Source organism: Pedobacter roseus (genome assembly GCF_014395225.1).
In the GTDB taxonomy this organism is placed as follows: Bacteria; Bacteroidota; Bacteroidia; order Sphingobacteriales; family Sphingobacteriaceae; genus Pedobacter; species Pedobacter roseus.
On sequence record NZ_CP060723.1, the window covers coordinates 2,685,507 to 2,708,146 of the forward strand.

The following is a 22,640-nucleotide window of genomic DNA, read 5'->3' on the forward strand; positions in this document are numbered from 1 at the left end:
ATCTATTAAATCCAGCTGTTAAATATCAGAATAGTTACCTGGTAAATCTGTTGCATTAATAAAAATAAAATGCTTAAATAACTGAATAATATGCCAATAATCGAGATGCATTCGCTTATTGGCAGCAAAAACTTTTAGGTGATAATATATATCTTTGAAAACACACTAATCAAATATCCCATGCTTTTAAAACTTAAGCAAGTGATGCGCATTGCATTACTTTCCTGCTTTGCATTTAGTTTTTCGAATGCCGTATTTGCACAAAAGAAACAAACCAGCCCTTTATTGCTATGGGATAATAAACCCGCCAAAAACTGGATGACGGAAGCCTACCCTATTGGCAACGGCCGCATTGGCGGGATGATTTTTGGAGGTGTAAACAACGAACATATTCAATTTAACGATAATACCCTTTGGACGGGAGACGAAAATGACCGGGGTACCTATCAGGCTTTTGGTGATCTTTTTATTGATTTCGACCAGAAAGATCAAAGTTTTACCGGGTATAAACGCGAATTAAATATTGCCAATTCGGTACATTCCATCAGTTATACGCAAAAAGAAGTAAATTTTAAACGTGAGTATTTTTGCAGCTTCCCGGATAAAGTAATGGTTTTAAGACTTACTGCTGATCAAAAAAGCAAATATTCCGTTGCCATAAGGCTAAAAAACGCGCATGGTGGAAAAATAACGGTTAATGGAAATAAAGTTGAATTTAGTGGCAAATTATCAAATGGAATGCCTTACCAGGCTACTGCAGTGGTGAAAATTGAAAGCGGAAAAAGTTACCCGGTAAAGGATGAAGATGGTGAAAAATTAAAAATAGATCAGGCAGATGCCATTACCATTATTTTTACTGCAGCAACCAATTACAGCAATAAACGCGAACAGCAATGGAAAGGTGAAGAACCCGCACCAAAAATAGACCGCATCCTTAAGAATACATTACCTAAAAGTTATGCAAACCTATTAAAAAGCCACATTGAGGACTATCAACAGTTATTTAACCGTCTAAATATCAAATTAGGCGAAAGCAACGTAAACAACAATAGTTTACCGACTTACCAAAGACTCATCAATTACAAAAAAACTCCTGATCACGATCTGGAAGCTTTAATTTTTCAATTTGGAAGGTATTTGTTGATCAGCTCTTCACGACAAGGCGGTTTACCTGCCAATTTACAGGGGCTTTGGAATGAGAGCAATACACCTCCATGGGGAAGCGATTATCACTCCAATATCAACATCCAGATGAATTATTGGCTGGCAGAACCCACTAACCTTTCCGAATGTCATATTCCATATCTTGATTATATTAACAGCATGCGTGAAGTAAGTGCTATTGCAACACGCAAACAATACCCAAACACCCGTGGCTGGACGGTTAAAACGGAAAATAATATTTTCGGTGGAATGAGTTTTTTATGGAACACCCCAGGAAGTGCATGGTATGCTCAGGCCCTTTGGGAGCATTATGCCTTTACAAAAGATAAGGCATACTTGAAAAACTTCGCTTATCCTATTATTAAAGAAATTTCAGAATTTTGGGATGACCATTTGAAAAGAAGACCTGATGGCACTTTGGTATCCCCTTTGGGCTGGTCGCCAGAGCACGGGCCAACTGAAGACGGTGTAACCCACGATCAACAGATTGTATTCGATTTGTTTACCAATTATATTGAAGCTGCTGAAATTTTAGGCATCGATCAGGATTATAAAAACCATATAACCGATCTTAAAGCACATTTGTTAAAGCCAAAAATCGGGAAGTGGGGCCAATTGCAGGAATGGGAAACCGATCGTGATGACCCGAAAGATCAACACAGACATATTTCCCACTTATTTGGTTTACATCCTGGCAGGGAAATCAGTACCATTAAAACGCCTGAATTGGCTAAAGCTGCAAAAGTAACCCTAACTGCACGTGGCGATGAATCAACCGGTTGGTCAATGGCCTGGAAAATGAATTTCTGGGCGAGGTTACAGGATGGTAATCATGCCTATAAAATATTGCAGAATTTTATTACGCCAGTTGGTGGCTCAGGCACTGATTACAACAAAGGTGGAGGAATTTATTCTAATCTTTTCTGTGCGCACCCACCTTTTCAAATAGATGGAAATTTTGGCTACACTGCAGGCATTTCAGAAATGTTATTGCAAAGCCAAACAGGCGAACTTCAATTTTTGCCTGCAATACCCGATCAATGGTCGGCGGGGACTATCCAGGGACTAAAAGCACGAGGCAACTTTGAAATTACCAATTTGCAATGGAAGGATGGTAAAATTGTAAAACTATCAATCAAATCACTATCTGGTGAAGATTGTATCGTGAGGTGTCCGAATGCATTGAAAAAAATTAAAGGAATTACAGAAGAAAAATCAGGAAACGATTTTAAATACAGTTTTAAAACGCAGGTTGGGAAAATGTATAATTTTGAAGGATAGAGTGAATGAATTAGTGAAGGATAGAATGATTGAATGAGAAAAGGATAGAATTATTGAATGAAGGAATGACTGAATAAGAGGCTAATGGAACATGTTATCATTCAAAATTCACTCATTCAACTATTAATTTTCAAACATTTCTAGTCTGATATTCGTCTTTATCTAAAAGGAAAACCATGAGTACATCTAATAAAATACTGACCGAGCACAATGCTAAAGTTGTTGTACTTGATTTTATCAATGCATTAAATTCGGAAGACTTTGATCTGGCCAGACAGCAATTGAAAGACGACATGACTTTTAAAGGCGTTATGGGCGAAAGAAATGGTGCCGATGTATACATAGAAGACATGAAAAAGATGAAATTCAAATATGATATTAAAAAAGTATTTGTAGATCAGGAAGAGGTTTGCCTTTGGTATGATATTAATATGGGTGCAAAAACAATCTTTTCTTGTGGTTGGTACAAAATCGTAGATGAAAAAATTCAATCGTTTCAGGTAATATTCGATCCGAGGCCAATTTTATAAGATTAATAAGATGGCTTTATATGCAATTGTCATCCTGAAAAACTACCTCATTTCGACCGCAGTGGAGAAATCTATAAAAGGAATTTAGCAGCAGATTTCTTCGCTCCATTGCATTTCGGTCGAAATGACGAACGGAATAACTAGCAAACCTGTTTTAGCTTTTTAATGATAATGTGACTATTTTCTAATTGGAATAGAAACATTAAAAATTCATCCGTTTCACTGATCTCGATATTTTTAATTTTGCCTGATTGGTTTCCATTGGAAATATCATCCCCAACTTTCAATTCCAGCAGCGTAGAGGTTGGTAACTGATCGTGTACAGCTATCATTTTTTATATGGGATATGTAAGATAAAACAGGTTTTTTCCGGAGTAGAAGAAACTTCTAAAGATCCCTCATGTGCATTGGCAATTTCTGATGCAATATATAAACCCAAACCAAGTCCTTTTTGATTTGGCTCTACCTCTCCCCTCGAAAAAGGCTGAAATAAGCGCTCCATGGTAGCCGCAGGAATCTGTTTGCCCTTATTAGCGACACAGAGGTTAAATTCTTCACTAGAGCTAAAAGCTGTAATTACTACGGGAGAATCTGCTGGTGAGTAATTTAAGGCATTGCCCAGCAGGTTAGAGAAAAGTTGCGCCAACCGCTTTCCGTCGGCATTAACCGGGTGACGAAAATCAAAATTTAATTCAATATTTCTGCCCGGCCAAATGGTTTGCATTTCGTCTACCACCTGGATAAGCAGTTTTTCCAGGTCCTCATCGGGTGTTCTGGTGATGGCAATCCCTTCGCCTAAACGGCCACTGGCAAAATCGAGCATATTTTCTATAAGGCCATTCATCCTGAATGAAGAGTCTTTAACAATTTTTGCAATACGGATTCCACGTTCGTCTAAATTCAAACGCGATAACAATTGGGCGCTACTCGATATTGCATTTAAAGGATTCCGAAGATCATGGCCTAAAATGGCAATAAACTGCTCCCTTAAAACGGCAACCGCTTGTTGTTCTTTCAGCTCCAATTCGGTTTTGGCTATTTGTTCAAGTGCATCTAAATGAAATGCAATTAAATCGGCAAACATGGTAAACATCCCTGTTATAGTAGGATTTTTAAGCTTGGCCGGTTTAGGGTCAATTGCACACAGTGTACCAAAAAAGTCGCCATTTTTTAAAATAATCGGAACGGAAATATAACTTTGAAAGCCATACATTGTTGGTGTATGGTGCCCCCTGAAATTCTCATCTTCGTCAACATGATCAATCACAACCGCTTGCTGATGCTGCCTTATTTCGTTACAGATGGTTGTTTCTAACTTCAATTCTCCACCTACCGGTAAACCAAAATTAATTTCATCAAGAACAGCACATACAGTCCATTTATCTGAAGTTACCCTGGCCACAGCAGAAAAGCCCATTCCAGTTGTCCGGCACACAATTTCTAAAATATGTGCAACAGCAGGTATTTTGTTGATACTCTCTATATCAGAAAGGATGGTTCTATTGGGATCTTGCAAAGCGGGATGAATAATCTAGCTGCAATTTACAAATATTTCTTCTCGTAATAACTATCGATTAAATATTCTAACGCATGTTTTACAAAAAACGTAAATTTAACACTTATGAACGTATTAATCCACGTAAATAATCATAATGTATGCTATAAACCGGGTAAATGCTACAAAGATAATTTTAATAAAGCAAGACTATATTGATCAGCGAAAATGATATCACTGATCAATATGCTTGTATATGTTACGCCTTTAATAAAGCAGGCTTTTCATGATAGGTGCGCCAAAGCAGCTCACCAAATAAGGTGTTAGACCAGGCAAACCATGCTCTTGTAAAGTTTGCAGGATTATCTTTATTAAACGATTCGTGCATAAAACCTTTGCCAGCATGTGTTTTACGCAAAGTATCGATACAATATTTAATCTCAGCGTCGTCTTTTGAAGTTAATGCACGCATGGTGATACTCATCGGCCAGATCATGTCCTGTCCTGCATGCGGACCACCAATTCCTTCTGCAGCTGTACCTTTAAAGAAATAAGGATTGTCTTTAGAAAGGGCAAATTTCCTGGTATTCTGATAAATAGGATCATCAATCTTCATTGCACCCAAATATGGTAAACCCAATAAACTCGGTACATTAGAATCGTCCATTAAATAGGAACTTCCAAAACCATCAACCTCAAAAGCATAAATTTTGCCATATTTTGGATGGTTCACGATGGCGTGTTTCTGCAAAGCAGCACTCACCTCATCAGCAAGGTTTAACAAATTGCTTTCTAAAGTTTTATCGCTTTGCAAAGCCTTGATCATTTCAGCAGCCTGTTTTAAACTAGATACCGCGAAGAAATTAGATGGGACTAAGAAAGGAAAAATGGTGGCATCATCACTCGGGCGGAAAGCCGAACAGATCAAACCCACCGGATTTACCGGAAAACCATAACCAGCCATCGGTAACGAATCTGTAGGTTGTGTAGTTTCTCTCTGGAAGTGATATGGGCCTTTATCAGCTTTGCGCTGCTGCTCTTTAAATGTTTTTAAAGTGGCTTCGATTCCTTTTTTCCAATCGGCATCAAAAGGTGTTTTATCGCCTGTTTTTTTCCAGTAATGATAGGCCAGGCGGATCGGATAACATAATGAATCAATTTCCCATTTACGTTCGTGCACACCGGGCTGCATAGCTGTTTTATCTGTTTTCCACTCACCTACTTTGGTGGCGTCGCCATAAAAAGCATTGGCGTAAGGATCTTTTAAAACGCATTGTGTCTGATGGATAATTACACCTGCAATTAGTTTTTTAAGTGGTTCATCTTCATTTACAAACTGAAGATAAGGCCAAACCTGCGCAGAACTATCGCGTAGCCACATGGCATCGATGTCGCCGGTAATTACATAAGTATCTGGTCGGCCATTTTTTTCAGAATGGTAAACGGTAGTATCGAGTGTATTGGGAAAACAGTTTTCGAATAACCAGGCCAGTTCAGGGTTTTTAACGTTAGCCTGGAAAGTTTTGATAGCAGCATCTACGGCCTTGCTCTGAAAATGTCGTTTTGCTGCAGCTACGCGTACCACAGGAAACTCTGGTGCGAGATTAGCCGCAAAAGAAAATTTCGATGCGACAACTCCTGCTCCTAATAAGCCTGTGTTTTGTATAAATGTTCTTCTTTTCATTATGATGTGTTATGATAATTTGGTTCCGTTTTAATTAACCGAAATCTGTCTGATATTGATTCTACTCAATAAAAAGGAGAAGATTTTATTCGGTTAGCGCTTAACAAATATTATTATAATTTTTGGAACATCAAAATGATAAACAGCAATTGAAATACTCCTAAATCGATTTTCTTTAGCTTAACTTGTTGTTATATAATTAGTACAATCCTAAAGGGTTAAACATCCGCGAAAATAAATTGATTTTGTATCTTTAAGAAACCAAACCTATTGTCATGAATACAGATCCTTCCATCCTATCCAAACGCATTTTATCTATTGATATATTACGTGGAATCGTGATGATTATTATGGCTTTAGATCATACACGGGATTTCTTCCATATTGGGGCGATGACAGGTGATCCGCTAAATCCCGAAACCACTTCAGGAATACTATTCTTTACCCGTTGGATTACCCATTTTTGTGCGCCTACTTTTGTTTTTCTATCGGGCTTATCCGCTTATTTATCTGCACAGAATAAAACGCCGGCACAGGCCAGTGCTTTTTTATTTAAACGTGGTCTTTGGCTTATATTTATCGAAATCGCAATTATATCATTAGGCTTAACTTTTAATCTGCAATACAACTTCATTATTCTCCAGGTAATCTGGGCAATCGGCTGGAGCATGATCTTTTTAGCCCTCGCAAGCCGTATTTCATATCAAACGGTACTGATTAGTGGGGTAATAATGGTTTTTGGACACAATATTTTTAATTTATTCCCTGCCCCTCAGGATCCAACCGGTGGATTGATTTTAAAAGTGTTCTTTACTGCATCCGGAACGGTTGTCCCTTTATCAGCCAATCATTTAGTTGGTGTCTTCTACGCCATCCTCCCATGGACAGGTGTTATGTTTGTGGGCTATGGAATTGGGACCTGGTTTAAGAAAAGTTATGAAGTAAAACGTAGACAACGCAATTTATTGATTGCAGGCTCCGTAACCATATTCCTTTTTATTGCTTTAAGGTTGATCAATGTTTATGGTGATCCTGTTCCGAGAAAAGAATATCAAGACTTGTTTAAAAATCTTTTAGCCTTTTTCAACGTGAGCAAATACCCGCCATCGCTACAATACATCTCTATGACTGTGGGTACGGCGATGTTGATTTTAGCTTTTACAGAAAGAATTAATAATTGGTTTACTAAAATAGCTTCAGTTTATGGTTCTGTGCCATTCTTTTACTATGTAATTCACTTTTACCTCTTGCATACCATCCTTGTTGTAGTATTTTTCGCCACCGGGCATAACACCAAGGAAATTATACAGGTGCCGTTTTTATTTAGGCCTGCAGCGTTTGGCTTTAGTTTGCCTATCGTATATTTAATATGGATTTGCGTGGTGGCATTATTGTATTTACCATGCCGGTGGTTTAAAAAGTATAAAGAAACACACCGGCAGTGGTGGTTAAGTTACGTTTAACCTTTTTTCCACTTAATGCTACAGCCAATGGCTTTGGTAGAGGAGATTACTGGCTTTTTGCCAAGGGATAACTCATTTATGGCATTTTTAACATATTCGGTTTTCGTAGCATTTGCCTCTTCCGGATCGTTATCAATAGCACCAATATATTCTACCACATTTCCTTTATCAGTTTTTTTTAAGATGAATACATGTGGTGTTCTGGTTGCACCGAACTGTTTGGTTACGATATGGTCAGGATCTAAGAGATACGGAAAACTGAATTTCTTCTCAGCGGCTAAAGCCTGCATCTTTTCAAAACTTTCATCAGGAACGGCTCCTGCATCATTAGGATTGATGGCCACAACAGGATAACCTTTAGCTATGTAAGTGGTATTTAATGCCGCAATGCGATCTTGATAGGCCTTTGCTACCGGACAAGTATTACAGGTAAAAACAACAATATAACCTTTAGCATCCTTATAATCGGCGAGTGAAACGTTTTTGTTGTTTACATTCTTCAAGGAGAAATCTTTAACCACATCGCCTACTTTATAACCTTCAGTTTGAGCCAATACAACTCCTGAAATAAGCATAAAAGCCATTAAAATCAATCTTTTCATCACGATCTATTTAAGTTTAACAAAGTATTTTTCAGTTCCGTTTCCGTAAATTCCTTTTCGTAAAAACGTCTGGTGTTTTTGTTTACAAACAGCGTAGCCGGAATAGCACCCGACCATTTTTTGTCGATTCTTTCGATATATTGCTGCTGATCGGGTTCATTTAAAAGAAATACTTCAGCATTAATCTTATTCTTCTCCACAAATGGGATCACTTCCTTTTGCAGTTTTGATTTAAAATCCAGGCTTATCAGAAGTACTTTAACCGGCTTCTTTAAATTCGCTAAACGTAATTTCTCAAAATTCGGCAGCTCTGCAACACATGGCGAACACCAGGTAGCCCAAAAATTAATCACATAAGTAGTATCTTTTCCATTGGCGATGCGTTTATCCAAATCATCCAATTTGAGAAGTTTTACCTGCGCATCAACAGAATAAGTAATTAAAGATAAGCAGATTATGAAAAATATACGCATAAATGAATAACGAAAAATAATAAAGTTTGTTTTAAAGTGCTCGTCATTCCGCGAAGGCAGGAATCGTAATGCAAGAGGATTTAAGATCTCCAATCAACCCGATAGCTATCGGGTTTGGAATGAATAAACCAATATTAAAGATTTCTCCATTCGTTGCACTTCAGTCGAAATGACGCCCTGAAAAAAACTAATTAACCGATCCCGATTTAACCAAAACCTTCTGATAAGCTGGCAAGGTTAAATCATCGACAATTACCCCTCTTGTGGTACTTGCATGTACAAAAAAACCATTATTGAGGTAAACCCCCACATGATCTACATCATTACCACCAAAAGAGAAAAATACGAGATCACCCTCTTTTAAATTGTCGACATCCTTTCTTTTAATCGCATTAGCCTGATCGCGTGAAATCCTGGGTAGCGTAACTCCATAAATTTCTTTCTCCAATAAAAAGGCAAAACCCGAACAATCGATACCGCTCTTGTCCAATCCGCCAAAACGGTACCTCACCCCTGTCCAATCCGTAATAAAACGGTAAAGTTGTTTGCTTTTTAAATTCGCCATGGCATCAGCAGCTTTAGAAGCTTTGGTGTCACTTTTAACGGTATATTTTCTTGATCCGCAGGATGATAGAAATAGCATGATCGCTATTAAATAAAAAACATTTTTTTTGAGGCCTAAGGTATAAAGTGAATGGTTTAAGGTTATTTCCATTGTATCAATATTAATGGCATTGGGGTATTGGAAGACTAAGACCTTATGCCTTAAACCTCACACCCCACACCTTTCCTAATTTTTAATCAATCGCTGTATTTCGTCCAATTTTAATAGTGCTTCCACTGGCGTTAATGCATTCACATCCAGGTTATTCAGGGTATCGCGAATTTTTACCAGAACAGGATCATCAATAGCAAACATTTGCAACTGGTAAGCCTGATTCTGCACTTTTTTAATGCTGTCTTTAATGCTTTGTCCTTCAGTACGGTCAATTTCAAGTTTTTTTAATATCTCGTTTGCTCGACCGATCAGTTTTGGTGGCATACCAGCCATTTTAGCCACATGAATACCAAAACTATGCTCACTCCCCCCGGAACCAGTTTCCGTAAAAAGATCACTTTGTTCGTCATCTCTTTTACCGAAACATTAAAGTTTTTAATGCGCGGCATGGTGTTCGCCAATTCGTTCAGTTCGTGGTAATGGGTAGCAAAAAGCGTTTTCGGCCTTGATGTAGGGTGTTGATGTAGAAACTCGGCGATGGCCCAGGCAATCGAAATACCATCGTAAGTACTTGTTCCACGACCAATCTCATCCAATAAAATCAAACTGTTATCCGAAATATTGTTCAAGATACTGGCCGTTTCATTCATCTCCACCATAAACGTACTTTCTCCCGACGAAATATTGTCTGAAGCTCCCACACGGGTAAAAATCTTATCTACCAAACCTACTTCGGCATCTTTGGCAGGTACAAATGAGCCCATTTGTGCCATTAAAACAATTAAAGCTGTTTGCCTTAAAATAGCCGATTTACCAGCCATATTGGGTCCGGTAATCATAATAATCTGCTGACTATCGGTATCCAGATACACATCGTTGGTGATGTATTCCTGCCCTACAGGCAATTGCTTTTCAATTACCGGGTGACGGCCGCCTTTAATATCAAGCACCTTATTTTCGGTAACTTTAGGCTTGTTATAATGGTTTTTAGCGGCCAGCTGTGCAAAACACAATAAACAATCCAGCTGAGCAATTAAAAACGAATCGAGTTGGATCGGTTTGATGTAACTGGCGGTTTCGTACATCAGTTCGTTATACAAACGGATTTCGATGGCCTGAATCTTTTCTTCAGCTCCTAAAATCTGATCCTCGTATTCTTTAAGCTCAGGTGTAATGTAACGCTCTGCATTCACCAGCGTTTGCTTACGGATCCAGCCCTCTGGTACTTTATCTTTATGGGTATGGGTAACTTCTAAATAATAACCAAAAACGTTATTGAAGGCAATTTTTAGGGATGGGATGCCTGTTGCTTCTGCCTCACGTTTCTGTATTTGCACCAGATAATCCTTGCCACCGAAAGCAATTTTGCGCAAGCGGTCTAAATCTTCATCAATTCCGTCAGCAATTACATTTCCTTTGATTAATAAAGCTGGTGGCTCAGGTTGCAGTTCCCTTTCAATTCTTTCTCTAATCGCCAAGCAAGGATTCAATTGATCCGCTATTTTGGTCAGGAAAGGATTTTTAGAGTCCGCGGCTAATTTTTTAACGGCTTCAATATGGTATAACGCACGTTTTAAAGCCACCAGTTCTCTCGGACCAACACGCTGTAAGCCTACTTTAGAAATCAGTCGCTCTAAATCGCCAATCTGTTTAATATTATTTAAAAACTCTTCTTGTAATTCTTCATGTTTTACAAAATATTCTACCATTCCAAGTCGCTCCTGAATCGGTTTAAGCTCTTTTAAAGGCATGATAATCCATTTTTGTAACAAACGTGCACCCATCGGGGTACAAGTGTGATCCAAAATATCAAAAAGGGTTACTGCATTGTCATTAGGTGAACTCACCAATTCCAGGTTACGAATCGTAAAACGGTCCAACCACATGTAACGGTCTTCCTCAATGCGACCTATCGAGCTGATGTGTTGCAGGTTACGGTGTTCGGTTTCTCCCAAATAGTGCAATATCACACCGGCCGCCACAATTCCGCTCTGCAAACGTTCTACCCCAAAACCTTTTAAAGATGAAACCTCAAAGTGTTTCATTAAAGTTTCGTTACCGAAATCGGTGGTGAAAGGCCATTCATCTAAACCGAAAGTATAAAAACGATCTCCAAAATTTTCGGTAAAAGCCTGTCGCTTCGATTTTTGGAAAATCACCTCTGTAGGCTTAAAACCCTGCAAAAGTTTATCAATATAATCGCTGTTGCCCTGGGCAATTAAAAATTCGCCGGTTGAAATATCTAAAAATGAAATTCCTAACTGTGTTTTATCGAAGAAAACACAGGCAAGGAAATTGTTCGATTTCTGGTTTACAATATTATCGCCATAAGCAACACCTGGGGTAACCAGCTCTGTTACACCACGTTTAACAATAGTTTTTGTGGTTTTAGGATCTTCGAGCTGATCGCAGATGGCCACACGTTGCCCTGCCCTAACCAGTTTAGATAAATAATTATCTAATGAATGATGCGGAAAACCTGCTAATTCTAATGCACCGCCATTTGGGCCTGTACCCCTTCTGGTTAATACTATACCTAAAATCTGTGCCGTTTTAATGGCATCTTCGCCAAAGGTTTCATAAAAATCGCCAACCCTAAATAGTAAAAGTGCGCCCGGATACTTCGCTTTAATTGCGTTGTATTGCTGCATTAACGGGGTTTCTTTATTCGTGTCTTTAGCCAAAACTGAAATTAATTTACAAAAGCCATAAAGATAACACGAATAAGCATTTTACAACTGTTTTGTTGAAAAGTTAAAAAAAATTGGTGGTTTAATCGGTTAATCGTAGGAATTAACGCATCTGCTACAATTAACCAATTTATACAATTTAAACAATTAACCATTGTTCTAACAGTTAACCAGTTTATACAATTTAAACAACAGATCCTGCTTTAACCCTGTGCTACAGCAGATGCTCTGCAAGGATTGGTTCCCGCAGGATCATAATCAAAGTAGCCAGAAAGCTATTGTAAAGGATAAGACATATCTGGATTCATTCGGTACCGTATTTGCCGGGGCTGATTAAATAAAACGAAACTAGCTGTAAAGATATGATAGACTGCTTTATAAATCTTGCGGATCAACCTGCTTTAATCAGTGTGCGGCTATCTTTAAACTTGAGTATTAACAATACCTGCTGCAAATTAATGACTGCTAATAGGATGATATAGCTGAGTTTTTAATATTTTTATAACATAACAGCTTCTGAGAGGCATTAATTTAAATTATATATAGGGCCAATTATCAGGGCAAGGGCCTTATTTTGCCAATTAAAAAGAAAAAGCCTTCAAATCCAGTTGAAATAGAGGTTTATTAAACACGGGGCTGTGGTTTTTACAACCTTAAACTAATCCCCTAAAACCAGTGATTTTTATTACCTGGACGTGTTACTTTCATCCCCTGTAAGGTTAGCATGTTAAAAATGGCTATCATCCGATTTTTTGTTACGCAGCTACCGAATAATAATTATCTTTGAAATACCATCGTGCTACTATTTACCTAACCATCTAAAATTGCAGGAATATTTCTTAGTTGTTGATACCGAAACATCTGGTTTACCCAAAAACTGGTCGGCACCTTATGCAAACGAAAAAAACTGGCCCCATATCGTCCAGATTGCCTGGATTATTTACGATAAGCAGCACAAAGAAATTAAAAGGGCAAACCATTACCTCAACAGTGATGGAATTAAAATGGATAAAGCCGCATTAAAAATCCATCAGATTACTCCAGAATATCTACAGCTTCACGGCGAGCAGAAAGAAAAAGTAATGCTGGAATTTGACCGGGATATTGAAAAATACCAGCCTTTAGTAATCGGACACTTTATTGAACTCGACTACCACATGGTGAATGTAGAATTACATCGTATCGGAAGAGAAAGTACATTTAAAAACCTGCCTTTTTTCTGTACCATGAAAGCAAGTTCGCCATACATTACCAATACGGTGATCAGTCATTTAAAACTCGACAAATTTTATACAGTTTTATTTAACGAAATACCTGAAAATCTGCATAATGCATTATCCGATGCTTTAAATACAGCCAAAATCTTTTTTCATCTTTTAGAAACAGATAAAATAAGCTTAACTTCAGCTTACCAGCAAGAACACACTTTTAATCAGGAAAAGAAAAAACCATTTTCCTTTAAAAGGATTTTACAGGGATTTTTTAATGGAAGATAAATTAGCAGATCAGATTTATACCGCCCGTATAGGGGATATCACGTTCAAAAAAATTGTGAGTTGCAGTCCCGGCACCCCTATTTTTGAAGCTGCAATTAAAATGGCAGAACATAAAACCAGCTGTCTTTTTATAAAAAATGATCAAGACCTTTATCTGGGTTTCGTAACCGATATTACCCTAAGGGATGATGTAATTGCCAGGCAGCTCGACACCAACCTACCAATTGATGCAGTAATGGATACCAACATCGTCACCATTTCGCCTGAGGCTTATGTATATGAAGCCATACTGATGATGTTTAGCAAAAAATCGCGTTACCTTTTGGTAAATGATAATGGCAATTATGTTGGTTTTCTGAGCAGAAACAGGTTATTAAGCGAACAAGCCGAATCTCCGTTGGTTTTTATTCAATCAGTAAAGTCGGCTGTAAATACCAGCGACCTGAAACTGAAATGGCAAAAAGTGCCCAATATTGTTGCCCAGCTATTGGCAAGAGGTGTACATGCTAAAATTGTAAACGAGGTGGTAACCACCATTGCGGATACCATTTCTTTTAAAATTATTGAAGAAGTAATTGATAAACTGGGACCACCACCTGCTAAATTTGTTTTCATGGTTTTGGGCAGTGAGGGCAGAAAGGAATTAAGTCTTAAAACCGATCAGGACAATGCCATTATTTATGAAGATACTTCTGAAGACAACAGGGCCGCTGTGCGCTCCTATTTCCTTGATTTCGCCACACAGGTTTCTGATAAATTAAATTTTGTAGGTTTTGTATACTGTGACGGTGATTATATGGCTACCAATCCAAACTGGACGCATTCTCTTTCGCACTGGAAATACAATTATAAAAACTGGATTGAAGAAGCTTTACCCGAAGCTGCCGTGAAATTTGCAGCATTTTTCGACTGCAGGGCAATATATGGCGATTTAGACATTATGCAAAGCTTAAGGGCTTTTGTGGATGAGGAACTACAGAAACCCATTGAAAAGTTTTATGTGTACCTGGCCAAAAATGCTTTGCTTTACGAACCACCACTTACCTATTTCAGGAATATCAGAACACAGAAAATCCACAAGAAAGAAGTATTCGATATTAAAACGGCTATGACTCCTATTGTCGATCTGGCAAGGGTTTATGCGTTACAGAACAGGATTTTCCAAAAAGAAAATACCGGAGAACGATTAAAAGCATTGAAAGAATTAGGCGTTTTTAGTGAAGCGCAATACAACGAACTCTCACAATCCTACTATTACCTGATGGGATTACGTTTAAAACACCAGGCCAATCTGATTGTCAACGATCAGGCTGCACCAAACAACTTTATTGAAATTGATGCTTTAACTAAAATCGAAAAGGTAACATTGATTGAAATTTTTAAGATTATCCAGAACTTCCAAAGCGGCATCAGAATGAAGTTTACGAATAGTTTGGGGTAGGAAAATTCATCAGAGGTGGGTTAACCGGTTAATTGTTTAAATCGGTTAATCGACTCCAAACGCCGAACCCCAACTACAAACTCAAACGGTCATGAGCCATTTGTTCATTGCTAGATAGCGTACAAGAAAAACCTTAATGTGCTTAACGTCTTAATGGTAAAAAAATGTTTAGCATACGCGCATAGCGGTAAGCGTTTTCAGACTTAAGAGGTCTGATGGGCAATGTGCAGATAGACCTCGTAAGCCTATCCATAAATCTCCTTCATCTCGCAAGCGGACCCGATAGCTATTGGATCGAGATGACGAACAAAATAAAACAAAAAAAGGTCCCGATTTGCATCGGAACCTTTTCTAAATATGATTATCGCTTAAGCGAAAATTTCTATTTTACTGCATCAATTACAGCTTTGAAAGCTTCTGGGTGATTCATTGCTAAATCAGCCAATACTTTACGGTTTAAACCGATTTCTTTTGAAGCTAGTTTACCGATCAATTGAGAGTAAGAAATACCGTGTTGACGTGCACCAGCGTTGATACGTTGGATCCACAATCCGCGGAATTCTCTTTTCTTAACTTTACGGTCACGGTATGCATATTGCAAACCTTTTTCTACTGTGTTTTTAGCAACAGTATAAACCTTACTTCTTGCTCCCCAATAGCCTTTGGCTAGATTAAGGATTTTTTTTCTTCTTCTTCTCGAAGCTACTGCGTTTACCGAACGTGGCATGTTGTTGTTGTTTTTTGGTAAGCGGCGTCCAATTTAAGGAACTTTAATGCCTGATACCTGGTGAAATTAATAAATTACTTTCCGATGCAAAGCATACGTTTAACGTTACCTGAATCTGCATCAGTTACAATTCCTGCATTTCCAAGAGCACGTTTACGTTTAGTACTCATCTTTGTTAAGATGTGACTTTTGTATGCTTTGTTTCTTTTGATTTTACCTGTTCCAGTAAGCGAAAAACGCTTTTTAGCACTGGAATTGGTTTTCATTTTTGGCATAACCTGTTTTTTAATTTATAAACCTATTTTTATTTTTTTGCTACTTTAGGCGCAACTGTTAAGAACATGCGTTTACCTTCTAATTTAGGTAATAACTCTACTTTTCCTACATCTTCCAAAGCCTGAGCAAATTTTAATAATAAAATCTCACCCTGCTCTTTGTATACAATTGCCCTTCCTTTAAAATGCACATAAGCCCTAACTTTCTCACCGTTCTCTAAAAAGCTTACCGCGTGCTTCAATTTAAACTGGAAATCGTGATCGTTGGTATTAGGACCGAAACGAATCTCCTTAATTACAGTTTGTTTAGCATTAGATTTGATCTCTTTCTGCTTTTTCTTTTGTTCGTAAACAAATTTACTGTAATCAATAATCCTACAAACCGGTGGTACAGCATTTGGAGAAATTTCTACCAAATCCAGTTCCAGTTCATCAGCAAGCGCCAAAGCTTTCGCCAAAGGATAAATCCCCGGTTCAACATTATCGCCAGCTAAACGCACTTCGGGCGATTTTATATACTGATTAATGTTATGCTCTGCTTCTTTTTTCTTAAAAGGTGGACGTGGTCCCCTGTTAAATCCTGGTCTTCCTAATGCCAAATTTGTACTGTTTTAATTTAAACTGTTATTTCTTTTCTTAATAAATTGTTGAATTCTTCCAACGTCATTTCGCCTAAATCTCCCTCACCATGTTTACGTACAGAAACTTTTCCTTCTGCCATTTCCTTATCACCGATAATGAGCATGTATGGGATCTTTTTAACTTCCGAATCGCGTATTTTACGACCGATTTTTTCATCCCGGAAGTCAATCAGCCCGCGAATATCGGAATTATTTAGCTCATCTAAAACTTTTTTTGCATATTCTTCATATTTTTCTGAAATAGGAAGAACAATAAACTGCTCCGGGCTCAACCATAACGGGAAGTTTCCGGCACAATGCTCGATAAGTACGGCGATAAATCTTTCCAATGAACCAAATGGTGCACGGTGGATCATTACCGGTCTGTGTTTCTGGTTATCGCTACCAGTATATTCCAGTTCGAAACGCTCAGGCAGGTTATAATCAACCTGAATGGTACCTAACTGCCATTTTCTACCCAAAGCATCTTTCACCATAAAATCGAGCTTAGGACCGTAAAAAGCGGCTTCACCATATTCTACAACCGTATTTAAGCCTTTTTCTGCAGCTGCTTCGATAATTGCATTTTCAGATAATCTCCAGTTCTCATCAGAACCAATGTATTTAGCCTTGTTCTCCGGATCTCTTAACGAAACCTGGGCAGTATAGTTATCAAAACCTAACGATTTAAATACATAAAGTACCAAATCGATTACTTTTTTAAATTCTTCTTTAACCTGCTCCGGCATACAGAACAAGTGTGCATCATCCTGAGTAAAGCCACGTACACGGGTTAAACCATGTAATTCGCCACTTTGTTCGTAACGGTAAACGGTACCAAACTCTGCAAAACGAACCGGAAGATCTTTATAAGAACGCGGTTTTGTTTTGTAAATCTCGCAGTGGTGCGGACAGTTCATCGGTTTTAAGAAGAACTCCTCTCCTTCCTGCGGGGTTTTAATCGGCTGGAAAGAATCCTTACCGTATTTCTCCCAGTGACCAGAAGTTACATATAAATTTTTATGCCCAATATGAGGTGTTACTACCTGCTCATAACCCGCTTTAGCCTGTGCCTTAGTTAAAAAGTTAACCAAACGTTCGCGCAAAGCAGTTCCTTTAGGCAACCATAAAGGTAAGCCCATGCCTACTTTTTCCGAGAAAGCAAATAATTCTAACTCTTTTCCTAATTTACGGTGATCGCGCTTTTTAGCTTCTTCGATCATCAACAGGTATTCGGTAAGCTCGCTCGCCTTAGGAAAAGTTACCCCATAAATACGGGTTAACTGTTTTTTGGTTTCATCGCCGCGCCAGTAAGCACCAGCCACATTCATCAGTTTTACTGCTTTTACAAAACCAGTATTCGGAATGTGCGGACCACGGCATAAATCGGTAAATGAACCCTGGGTATAGAAAGTGATTTTGCCATCTTCCAGGCCGTCAATTAAATCCAATTTGTACTCATCGCCTTTTTCGGTAAAATATTTTACCGCATCTGCTTTGCTTACACTTTCGCGCACAAATGTTTCCTTTTGTTTGGCCAGTTCGATCATTTTGGTTTCGATCGCTTTGAAATCATCCGAAGAAAATTCGCGGTCGCCAAAGTCTACATCATAATAAAAACCGGTTTCAATTGCCGGACCGATACCAAACTTGGTGCCCGGATAAAGCGCTTCTAAAGCTTCGGCCATTAAGTGGGCCGATGAATGCCAAAAAGTTGATTTTCCGGCTGCATCATTCCAGGTTAACAATTTAACTGACGAATCAGATTCGATTGGTCTTGTTGAATCCCAAACCTCGCCATTAACCTCTGCAGCTAACACGTTACGGGCTAAGCCCTCGGAAATTGACAATGCAATTTGATGGGCAGAAGTGCCCTTTTCGTACTGACGGACAGAACCGTCAGGTAAAGTAATGTTAATCATCTACAACTATGATTTAAAGTTTGAATAAAATGTTTTAAAGATCACTTACAATGTGATTTTATTTTGTGCAAAGGTACGAATTTTATACCGTTAACGATGGATAAACTTAAAATTCTATCTGGCTTGCAGCCCCACCTCGTTGAGGTATGTTTTCTGTATCTCCAATACACGATCAGGATAAGTATTCAGTTTTTCGTACTTCAACATCAGCTGATTATGTAATTTTTTCTTTTCGTTAATGGTTTTTGTCTGCAGCATTTGCTTTGCCGTTTTACCATAATCGTTTATAGCTGTCAGGTAGGCAATTACGTTTTCATTAAATTTTTCAGCTGCTTTACCGGGTTTTAGATCTGCCAGGTTAGCAAGATCCATTTTCGAATTATTGATCAGGTTTTCTGCTTTGTGCGATAAAGAAATAGAATCAGGAAAGCCTTTAACATATACCTTCGAGGTATCTTTGAAAACACTATCTGTTTCGTCGATCTGCTTCATCTGGCTTAAGAAAATTGAAGTTGCTTTCTCGTTATAGGCATAATCGCTGGTTGATGATGTACAACTAAACAGCAGCATTGAGGAAAGGGAAAACAAAGCGAGTTTTAATGATTTCATATTCTGTTGTCTTTAATATTCTTTAAATTATTTACTGCCGCCATGTTTCATTTCCCAGCGCAGCCTTGCTGTGTCTCCACGAACCAATCATAACATTAAAGCAAAAATTTGGCTTTCAAATATTTACGCAATGGGATATCTACGAACCTCATAATGAGATAAGCGAGCACGATTAAAATCAATACCGAAACAGGAATAACCACCCATAAGGTTGACATTTCAGGTTTAACTACGGCAACATAAGTTAAGAAAACCCAAACAAACGGATAATGCGTCATATATAAGGGGTATGATATTTCACCAGAAAGTTTACAAATATTTTTTGAGGCAGGATTCAGTGCTGCACCAGCACCTAAGGCAACCAAAAACGGGAAATAAAATAACACAATTATCGGTTCGGTAATCCAGTTATAACGATCGGCATAAGGGAATAGAAATGCAACAAGCAAAAGCACACTCACACCCAAAAAGCCTAATTTATTTTTAATAATCCAGTTGAAACGGTAAACCAGCATGCCGGCAGAGAAAGAATAAAGTACCCGCGCTCCTCCATCCCAAAAATTTTGTCCGCCCCAGCCGCCACCTAAATTTCCATTTGGAACCTTTATACCGATATAAACAAGCCATGCCGCCCCAACTAATGCCAAAACAATCAATATTTTTTTATTCAGTTTGTACAGGATGAGGATATAAAAGATATTGGCAATATACTCCCAAAACAACGACCAGGCAGGTGCATTTAAGCAAAAAAGGTTGGTATAACGTTCCGGCATTACCGGATAAGGGATTAAAAAGGCTGATGCTAAAAACAACAATGCTGTTTTGCCGAAGCCATAAATGCTGTAAAAATCGCTAAATGGATCAAATAAAAACGTGAGCAGTCCTAAAACGGAGCCAATAACAACCAGCGGATGCAAACGGATTAACCTCAACTTAAAAAACTGGAACAAGCCGATATGTGGCGCACGGTTATCATAAGCGTAAGCAATTACAAAACCCGATAAACAAAAAAAGAAATCGACCGCAAGGAAACCATGCGACAAAAAATTCTTGTTATAATCGGTAATTGCAATTTCCATAAAATGGTAAATCACCACAATAATGGCTGCAACGCCTCGTAATCCATCTAAAATCTCAAAATGCTGTTTGGTTGCTAAAATATTAGTCTTATTTTCTGCTGTAATCACTTGGTTAGGCTATTTAATTTTGTTTCAATAATAACCATTCTCATTTTATATGACAAATTACAGCGGGCGATGAAGCATAATCTTCAAAAATGATACAAAAAAAGCCCCGAAGCTTAAAAACTTCAGGGCTTAATAGAAAATTATGGTGGTTTTTGTTTCTTAATTCATTCCAAATGCTCTTCCCTGACCTCCACCACCTGGCCTGTTCTGTCTGAAACGTTTCATCATGTTCTCCATTTTAGTTTTGTACTCTTCAGGAGTTATCAATTTCGCTTTTTTAGGCGCGGTTACATCTTTCGAGCTTACGTTTCTATATTCAATGCTTTTTGCAATCGAGCTGTTTCCCCTGCCTTCAATGGCCAAAACAGCACCTTCTGTCCACATATTTGGATTTGGAGAAAAGTCGAAGCCTAAATCTTTAGTATACCAGATTTTAGTTTCTTCCACTACATTTTTATCCATATCCAGAATCTTAATAGCCCTTGTCGATTTTACAATCGCCTGGTGACAGGTAAAGCCTAAAATTTGTTTAGTAGAATCCGTTTTAACCACTTCAATAGTAGGTGCCGGAGCTGGTTTAGCTTTAGTGGTATCGTTCGGGTTTCCACCACCCATCCGCATCGAACCAATCGGACCAGAAGTAGATAATGTTAACTTACTTGGCATGTAATAAGTGGTATCGTTTAAGTCGAACACTTCGGTAAGGCTTTTATCTGCGAAAGTATAATAATATTCGCGGTTGCCTCCACCACCACCAAAACGCATCATCATACGGCCCATTCCGCCGCCACCGCCGCCTGCTCCATTGCTATCTTCCGTTTCTTCAACGGGCATATAACTGGCGTTTGTAGCGGTAAATAATAACTCAAAATTGGTTTTGCTTGATGAAGGCATTCTGGCTTTCATCTGATCGGTTAACTGTATACCGCTGGCTGATGCCATAGCCGCCGGATCGATGGTATTTTCGAACTGTATTGCTCCAGAAGTCTTTTTTTGTGCATTTGCAACACTTGCAATCGACATTACTCCTAATAAAGCGATGAATATTTTTTTCATTATGATTTTGTTTTGTCTGTTAGATACGAAAGCCTGTAAAAGGTTTAACAAAGGTATTGCAGATTATAACGTAAAACGTGCTAAATTGTGTTAAAATCAATACCTGGATTGGCTGAGCAAGCTGTTTAAATGCAGATGTAATTTATTTTTTACAATAGAGCTTGTTTTTGAAAAGCAATAGCAGTAGTTCTTTGGTTGCGCTAGTCCTGCCCTCTGCTTAATCCCGATGGAATATACCATTTAATTTAAAATTGATCTTTAAATCGGGATAACGCTGACGGTCAGGTTTATTTTAGAAAAAGCAGTGCAAAAAAATTGCGAGGTTTGAAATAGAAAAACACTTGCGCTCGTTTCCAAACGAATGCATAAATAGTTAAACGATAAATTATTCAACGCTCGTTAGAAACGAGCGTAAGCGCTAAAAAATAAATATCCCGAATTAAACGTGAGAGGATTAAACTAGTATTCTGTACTTTCCAACCACCCATTACAAAGCACATCGGCAATGTGCATGGTTTTTATAGGCAGGTTATTTTTATCAATATAGCCCTGAAGGTGTAAAAGACAAGATAAATCAGTAGAAATAATATAATCGGCTTGCTGCGCCAATGCGTGGTTAACTTTTTGTTCGGCCATGGCTGATGAAATGGCATCGAATTTCACTGCAAAAGTACCACCAAAACCACAGCACATATCGGTATCTTCCATTTCGATCATCTCCAAACCGTGCACTTTCGAAAGTAATTGGCGTGGTTCATCTTTGATTTTGCATTCGCGTAAAGCACTGCACGAATCGTGGTAAACTGCTTTACCTTCCAGTTCGGCACCGAAATAATCCTTCTTGGCTACGTTGACCAGAAAGTCAGAAAGCTCCCAGATGTTTGATTGCAGACTTCTGCATTTATTATGCACAATAGTATTGGTAAACAGATCGTTAAATCCACCTTTCACCATGCCTATGCATGACGCAGATGGTGCCACCACATAAGTATTTTCGGTAAAATCATTCAGAAACTTTGTACCTACTTCTTTAGCTTCATCCCAATAACCCGCATTATATGCCGGTTGCCCACAACAGGTTTGCTTTGAATTGTAGGTTACCTCACATCCCGATTTTTCCAATAACCTCAAGGTATTAAAAGCAGTTTCCGGATATAACTGATCTACAAAACAAGGCACAAATAATTCTACTTTCATCATATTCTAA

General features: G+C 38.3%; 19 protein-coding genes and 1 pseudogene. 5 read left to right on the forward strand and 15 right to left on the reverse strand.

Features of this window, described 5'->3' with window-relative positions; all coding sequences use genetic code 11:
• Positions 1-180: 180 nt before the first annotated feature.
• Together H9L23_RS11205 and H9L23_RS11210 are read left to right on the forward strand one after the other, a co-directional pair.
• Complete coding sequence (locus tag H9L23_RS11205) at positions 181-2,445, forward strand: glycoside hydrolase family 95 protein (protein WP_187595033.1); 2,265 nt, start codon at positions 181-183, stop codon at positions 2,443-2,445.
• A 176-nt stretch (positions 2,446-2,621) separates the two neighbouring features.
• The gene (locus tag H9L23_RS11210) at positions 2,622-2,975 is read left to right on the forward strand and encodes a nuclear transport factor 2 family protein (protein ID WP_187595034.1); all 354 of its coding nucleotides are present in this window, start codon (positions 2,622-2,624) and stop codon (positions 2,973-2,975) included.
• Between the two features lie 140 nt (positions 2,976-3,115).
• On the opposite strand, the gene H9L23_RS11215 is transcribed toward H9L23_RS11210, so the two are convergent.
• The 3 genes from H9L23_RS11215 to H9L23_RS11225 form a co-directional block, all read right to left on the reverse strand.
• Positions 3,116-3,307, reverse strand: a complete 192-nt coding sequence (locus tag H9L23_RS11215; RefSeq protein WP_187595035.1) for a hypothetical protein — start codon at positions 3,305-3,307, stop codon at positions 3,116-3,118.
• The gene (locus tag H9L23_RS11220) at positions 3,304-4,491 is read right to left on the reverse strand and encodes a GAF domain-containing sensor histidine kinase (protein ID WP_246474915.1); all 1,188 of its coding nucleotides are present in this window, start codon (positions 4,489-4,491) and stop codon (positions 3,304-3,306) included. Before H9L23_RS11220 ends, H9L23_RS11215 begins: the two co-directional genes overlap by 4 nt.
• Positions 4,492-4,729: 238 nt before the next feature.
• Positions 4,730-6,154: a glycoside hydrolase family 125 protein gene (locus tag H9L23_RS11225; RefSeq protein ID WP_187595036.1), complete on the reverse strand. Its 1,425-nt coding sequence runs from the start codon at positions 6,152-6,154 to the stop codon at positions 4,730-4,732.
• 275 nt (positions 6,155-6,429) lie between these two features.
• Here H9L23_RS11225 and H9L23_RS11230 point away from each other — a divergent pair, with 275 nt between their 5' ends.
• The gene (locus H9L23_RS11230) at positions 6,430-7,617 is read left to right on the forward strand and encodes a DUF1624 domain-containing protein (RefSeq protein ID WP_187595037.1); all 1,188 of its coding nucleotides are present in this window, start codon (positions 6,430-6,432) and stop codon (positions 7,615-7,617) included.
• Here H9L23_RS11230 and H9L23_RS11235 read toward each other — a convergent pair.
• The 4 genes and pseudogenes from H9L23_RS11235 to mutS all read right to left on the reverse strand — a co-directional run bounded on the left by H9L23_RS11235 (position 7,614) and on the right by mutS (position 12,094).
• The gene (locus H9L23_RS11235) at positions 7,614-8,219 is read right to left on the reverse strand and encodes a thioredoxin family protein (protein WP_187595038.1); all 606 of its coding nucleotides are present in this window, start codon (positions 8,217-8,219) and stop codon (positions 7,614-7,616) included. The genes H9L23_RS11230 and H9L23_RS11235 overlap by 4 nt on opposite strands.
• Complete coding sequence (locus H9L23_RS11240) at positions 8,219-8,692, reverse strand: TlpA disulfide reductase family protein (protein WP_187595039.1); 474 nt, start codon at positions 8,690-8,692, stop codon at positions 8,219-8,221. Before H9L23_RS11240 ends, H9L23_RS11235 begins: the two co-directional genes overlap by 1 nt.
• A gap of 187 nt (positions 8,693-8,879) precedes the next feature.
• The gene (locus tag H9L23_RS11245) at positions 8,880-9,407 is read right to left on the reverse strand and encodes a C40 family peptidase (RefSeq protein ID WP_187595040.1); all 528 of its coding nucleotides are present in this window, start codon (positions 9,405-9,407) and stop codon (positions 8,880-8,882) included.
• Between the two features lie 75 nt (positions 9,408-9,482).
• Positions 9,483-12,094: pseudogene (gene mutS / locus H9L23_RS11250) on the reverse strand (DNA mismatch repair protein MutS).
• Positions 12,095-12,924: 830 nt separating this feature from the next.
• Between mutS and H9L23_RS11255 the strand changes: the two are divergent.
• Together H9L23_RS11255 and H9L23_RS11260 are read left to right on the forward strand one after the other, a co-directional pair.
• Complete coding sequence (locus H9L23_RS11255) at positions 12,925-13,596, forward strand: 3'-5' exonuclease (RefSeq protein WP_187595041.1); 672 nt, start codon at positions 12,925-12,927, stop codon at positions 13,594-13,596.
• Entirely contained in the window at positions 13,586-15,037 is a 1,452-nt protein-coding gene (locus tag H9L23_RS11260) for a DUF294 nucleotidyltransferase-like domain-containing protein (protein WP_187595042.1), read from the forward strand. The genes H9L23_RS11255 and H9L23_RS11260 overlap by 11 nt, the downstream gene beginning before the upstream one ends.
• 382 nt (positions 15,038-15,419) lie before the next feature.
• Here H9L23_RS11260 and rplT read toward each other — a convergent pair whose 3' ends face one another.
• The 8 genes from rplT to H9L23_RS11300 all read right to left on the reverse strand — a co-directional run bounded on the left by rplT (position 15,420) and on the right by H9L23_RS11300 (position 22,630).
• A complete protein-coding gene (gene rplT, locus H9L23_RS11265; protein WP_025144714.1) occupies positions 15,420-15,764 on the reverse strand; it encodes a 50S ribosomal protein L20 in 345 nt (114 codons plus the stop codon).
• Between the two features lie 74 nt (positions 15,765-15,838).
• The gene (rpmI, locus tag H9L23_RS11270) at positions 15,839-16,039 is read right to left on the reverse strand and encodes a 50S ribosomal protein L35 (protein WP_010600880.1); all 201 of its coding nucleotides are present in this window, start codon (positions 16,037-16,039) and stop codon (positions 15,839-15,841) included.
• A gap of 29 nt (positions 16,040-16,068) precedes the next feature.
• Positions 16,069-16,638 (reverse strand): translation initiation factor IF-3, encoded by a 570-nt coding sequence (gene infC / locus H9L23_RS11275; RefSeq protein WP_056872808.1) that lies wholly within the window; start codon positions 16,636-16,638, stop codon positions 16,069-16,071.
• Between the two features lie 17 nt (positions 16,639-16,655).
• Positions 16,656-18,581 carry a threonine--tRNA ligase gene (gene thrS, locus H9L23_RS11280; protein WP_187595043.1) on the reverse strand — a complete coding sequence of 642 codons (1,926 nt, stop codon included), beginning with the start codon at positions 18,579-18,581 and terminating at the stop codon, positions 16,656-16,658.
• Positions 18,582-18,695: 114 nt separating this feature from the next.
• Positions 18,696-19,190, reverse strand: a complete 495-nt coding sequence (locus H9L23_RS11285; protein ID WP_187595044.1) for a hypothetical protein — start codon at positions 19,188-19,190, stop codon at positions 18,696-18,698.
• A 95-nt stretch (positions 19,191-19,285) separates the two neighbouring features.
• Complete coding sequence (locus H9L23_RS11290; protein WP_187595045.1) at positions 19,286-20,377, reverse strand: acyltransferase family protein; 1,092 nt, start codon at positions 20,375-20,377, stop codon at positions 19,286-19,288.
• A gap of 159 nt (positions 20,378-20,536) precedes the next feature.
• On the reverse strand, positions 20,537-21,433 hold the full coding sequence (locus H9L23_RS11295; RefSeq protein WP_187595046.1) for a hypothetical protein: 897 nt from the start codon (positions 21,431-21,433) through the stop codon (positions 20,537-20,539).
• Between the two features lie 459 nt (positions 21,434-21,892).
• Complete coding sequence (locus H9L23_RS11300) at positions 21,893-22,630, reverse strand: (Fe-S)-binding protein (RefSeq protein ID WP_187595470.1); 738 nt, start codon at positions 22,628-22,630, stop codon at positions 21,893-21,895.
• Positions 22,631-22,640 lie beyond the last annotated feature (10 nt).